The organism is Acinetobacter sp. YH12043 (assembly GCF_013419915.1).
In the GTDB taxonomy this organism is placed as follows: Bacteria; Pseudomonadota; Gammaproteobacteria; order Pseudomonadales; family Moraxellaceae; genus Acinetobacter.
Map to the genome: position 1 here is coordinate 1 of NZ_VOZD01000051.1, position 4,436 is coordinate 4,436.

Sequence of the window (4,436 nt, forward strand, 5' to 3'; positions counted from 1 at the left end):
TAGAGGAATAGCTACTCGATATGACAAGCTCAAAAGAAATTATCAAAGTTCTGTTGCCTTAGCCTGTATATTTTTATGGCTACCGTTATAGGGTTAATTATGAACAGTAAGTGTCAACAGACCCTAAGCATCTAAATGTGTCTAATACAATTAAATTTGGAAAATTTTAATTTCAAGTTATCTACTTCAATTAAATTTTGGATATATCTAGATTAATAAAAATTTATTCCATATTTTTTAAATGATTAGGTGGTAGCAATATTAAATAGAGAGCCAATCCAGAAACTGAATAGCATGGCAACGATGCCCCAAATCATGACACGCAGTGCGCCTTTCCACATGCTGCCACCACCTGCATAACTGGCTAATGCTCCCATCATTCCCAGACTAAGCACTCCCACCAGCATAACGCCCTGATCTAGCAAATGTGAAGGCAAAACCAAAATGGATACCAATGGAAATAAAGAACCTACCGTAAATGCTGATGCTGAAGAAAATGCTGCCGTAAAGGGCCGGGCAGCTGTCTGTTCCAGAATTCCAATTTCATCACGCGCATGCGCATCTAAGGCATTATGTGCAGTAAGCTGTTTTGCCACTTCTTCGGCCAGATCAGCTTCTAAACCTCGCTTGATATAAATATTTTTCAGCTCTCTTAATTCATGTACGGGATGCAGATTTAATTCCCGCTCTTCCATGGCGAGATCATTTTTTTCAATATCCTGTTGCGACTTGACCGAGATATATTCCCCAGCTGCCATCGAGGCTGCACCAGAAATCAGGCCAGCAACACAAGCAATCAAAAGTGTTTGTGACGAAGCACCACTGGCTGCCATCCCGACAACCAGACTGGTCACGGAAATAATTCCATCATTGGCACCAAGCACTGCGGCACGCAACCAGCCAGAACGTTGTATATAGTGTTTTTCATGATGATGGGAATGAGGCATGTCTTTCTCGTTCTTCTAGCAGATGAAATAAGATTTTAAATTTTAGTCACTTACTATTTTATCATCTTACATTAAGCCAAATATTTCAAATATGAATCTTCACCTTCAGAGATATCTTCGAGTTTTATTTACTTATTTTTAAAAAATAAAAATTATTTATAGAGAAAGCTTAAATGGATTTTAGCCAGCGGCCGCCATAAGCAACTCACTGGCTATACCTTAAAGGATGAACTTCTGATTATTAACAATGACCTCTCACTTTATATAAGTAATAAGGCCAAACGCTTAAACTAAATACATGGCATTAATCACTGATATCAAGACCATGCCTTAGCCTCGGATGGCAGCTTCAATTGCAGCGACATCAATTTTCTTCATGGTCATCATGGCATCAAAGGCTCTTTTAGCAACACCATGGTCTGAACTGTATGATGCTTCAAGTAAAGCTTTAGGGATGATTTGCCAAGATACTCCCCATTTATCCTTACACCATCCACATTCACTTTCCTGACCACCATTATTGACGATCGCATTCCAATAGTGGTCAGTTTCTTCCTGATCTTCTGTGGCGACTTGAAATGAGAAAGATTCATTATGTTGAAATACAGGTCCTCCGTTTAAACCAATACATGGAATACCCAGTACGGTAAAGTCTACTGTGATGACATCACCTGCTTTACCAGAGGGATAATCTCCAGGTGCAAGAACGATGGCACCTACAGATGAATTTGGAAAAATTTCTGCATAAAATCGTGCGGCTTCTTCAGCATCATGATCGTACCAAAGACAAATGGTATTCTTTGCAATATTCATGATCTCACCTCTTCTTTCAGAATAGGTTTTAAACTACCTAAGAACTCTTCAATATCTCATCTACTAGTTGAGTCCTACTCTTCCCATCTTTCACCCAAAATTAAGATAAGCCTGTTTTAGAATTGTATATTTATTGATCTAATTGACTGAAAGCGTCATCAAAAAGAATAGTTTTAAAGAGTCGAGAGGAAACCTTTATCACCACTTAATCATAATATGTGGTTCTCTTTTTAGAGAATCGGTCAAGCTGCTTTAAAAATCCTTCGAAATAATCTTTCTGCTTTTCTTCAGTTCGATAACCTGCATATAAAGTCCGGCGCAGTCCATTCGGGGCTATACAATTCAAACGGCGTGAAGTCACCCAGCCTTTTTGCTCATATTCATTCACTACCCAATCTGGCAAGGCTGCAACTCCCCGGCCACTGGCAACCAGTTGAATCAGCATTTGAGTCAAGTCGGTGGTTCGAATCTGTTTCGGTAAAATATTCGCTGGAATAAACAGGTGTGACATGATGTCCAGACGGTGCTTGTCCACTGGATAGGTAATCAGTGTTTCTTCCGCCAATTCCTGGACGCTAATACTTTGGGAACGCACTAAAGGATGGGTATTAGAAAGAACCAGACGCGATTCATATTCAAAAATCGGGAAATACTCTATGCCCTTTAGTTCAATCGGATCGGCGGTAATAAGTAGATCGAATTCCCCAGTTTGTAACAGTTCATGCGGATTGGCCTCAAAGCCAGAAGCGAAATCCAAATCTACATCTGGATATTGAATACGATATTGATTCAGTAAAGGCATCAACCAGTCGAAACAGCTATGGCATTCGGAAGAAAAAATGATCCGTCCTGTCTGCCCATGCACAATGCGAATGATATCACTCTGTGCAACATGGACTTGAGGCAAAATATCATCTGCCAGCTTCAGTAAGCGCTGCCCGACATTGGAAAAACTGACCGGGCGACTACGGCGATTGACGATTTCGACTCCGAACCATTGATCCAATTCACGAAGCTGATGGGACAAAGCTGAAGGCGTGAGACAAAGATCTCCTGCTGCTGCAACCAGTGAGCCATGTTCTCGTAACGCGACTAAGGTTTTTAAATGACGAAGTTCTAACATGAATGCCCTGAAACCTATCTAATCTGATTCAATCTTAATTAAATAAGCTTACCCTATTTTGAACTTTAATATTATTAAATTTCATTTTAAAATTTATAGGATGAATTTTTCTCAACCAGTAAAATCTACCACTCTTATCGATACAAAATAAAAACCTCCGAAATTAGGAGGCTTTTACTTCAGTTAGAGTTTAAGAATCAACCTCTTTTCAAAAGAAGGAAATACCCTAGCTCAAAAATCATGAGACATTTCCTTCTACTCAGGCTTAATAAACTTAACTGTTTTTTATGGACTGAAAGACTTGATAGGCTGCCTTAATTCGCTCTGCATTGGGAATTTTTTTATTCATCATCATCACCAGTCCAAAATTTTCTTCCGGAATAAACAGCACATAGGTTCCAAAGCCATTGGTTGAACCAGTTTTATGAAAAACTTGTGATTTTTCCTGAACAGTATTTTTGACTACCCGATTTGCTTGCATCACGACTTTTTCAGAATTACTTTCCAGCAAAATATCGAGCGTCGTCGGATATGAAAAGTTCTCCCAACCGAGTGCTTGGGTCATTTTTCCAAGCTTAAAATATCCATGATGAGTTTCCAGAAGCGCTTGTTTAATATCAGTCTTGTTCTTTTTCGGATTCAGATTGGCATCTAATAATTTCAGCATATCGGGAAGTGTAGATTTCACTCCATAGGCCTGGGCATCCAAAGCTCCCGGGGTTACTCGCACCGGATGATTGTTCTGATCATAACCAAAAGCATAATGAACCCTTTGTGCTTTCGGAACATTGATATAGGTATTCTTTAAATTGAGTTTTGGAAAAATCGTCTGTTCCAGCAATACGCTAAAAGGAACATTCATTGATCTTGCACTTAACTCACCAAATAAGCCAATACTGGGATTTGAATATTGCCGATATTGGCCAGGCGGATGCTTAACCTGCCAATCTTGGAAATACTCTAAAACTTGCTGTTCTGTCTTAACCTGATCCGGAAATTGCAAAGGTAAATTGCCACTCGTATAAGTGGCTAATTCCAGCAAACTGACTTTGTTGATTTCTGAATTCTTTAAATCAGGCCAATACTTAGCTGGATGATCATTAAAAGAAAGCTTGCTCTGACTCTTGGCATAGCCCCCTGCAATGCCCGTAAAAATTTTACTTACAGAACCTAATTCAAAAATTGTTTGCCGATTTACAGCTTTATGGTCGATATGAGATTGCAGGCCATAATAGTATTCATGATTTTTTCCCTGATAAATCACCCCGACTGCCATTCCCAATACATCATATTGTTGCATGAGCGGCTTGAATGACTGATCAATAGCAGCCTTAATATAATTTCCCTTTGTGTCATCTGCATTTGCCTGAACGCTCCATCCTATAGCCAAGGCAATGATTCCTGCCTTAAATCCCTTCACATTAGATCTCTTTCATAAATCAAAAAACGATCTTCTTTTTGGTTAATATTTGCACTCCGGATTTCTTAGCATTCGTGCATAATCTGCGGATGAAATACATCGATTCAAACAAGCTTTCTGATCCTCAGTTCAA

Annotated in this window: 4 protein-coding genes and 1 pseudogene; 1 reads left to right on the forward strand and 4 read right to left on the reverse strand. The window is 39.3% G+C overall.

Annotated features, from left to right (window positions below; all coding sequences use genetic code 11):
• Positions 1–91: pseudogene (locus FTU01_RS15285) on the forward strand (IS5/IS1182 family transposase); the annotation flags it as partial.
• 154 nt (positions 92–245) lie between these two features.
• Here FTU01_RS15285 and FTU01_RS15290 read toward each other — a convergent pair.
• The 4 genes from FTU01_RS15290 to ampC all read right to left on the reverse strand — a co-directional run bounded on the left by FTU01_RS15290 (position 246) and on the right by ampC (position 4,282).
• Positions 246–947 (reverse strand): VIT family protein, encoded by a 702-nt coding sequence (locus FTU01_RS15290; RefSeq protein ID WP_180025572.1) that lies wholly within the window; start codon positions 945–947, stop codon positions 246–248.
• Between the two features lie 330 nt (positions 948–1,277).
• Positions 1,278–1,760, reverse strand: coding sequence for a VOC family protein (locus FTU01_RS15295; protein ID WP_180025573.1), 483 nt, complete (start codon positions 1,758–1,760; stop codon positions 1,278–1,280).
• Positions 1,761–1,965: 205 nt separating this feature from the next.
• Complete coding sequence (locus tag FTU01_RS15300) at positions 1,966–2,883, reverse strand: LysR family transcriptional regulator (protein ID WP_180025574.1); 918 nt, start codon at positions 2,881–2,883, stop codon at positions 1,966–1,968.
• 274 nt (positions 2,884–3,157) lie between these two features.
• A complete protein-coding gene (gene ampC, locus FTU01_RS15305; protein ID WP_373684722.1) occupies positions 3,158–4,282 on the reverse strand; it encodes a class C beta-lactamase in 1,125 nt (374 codons plus the stop codon).
• Positions 4,283–4,436 lie beyond the last annotated feature (154 nt).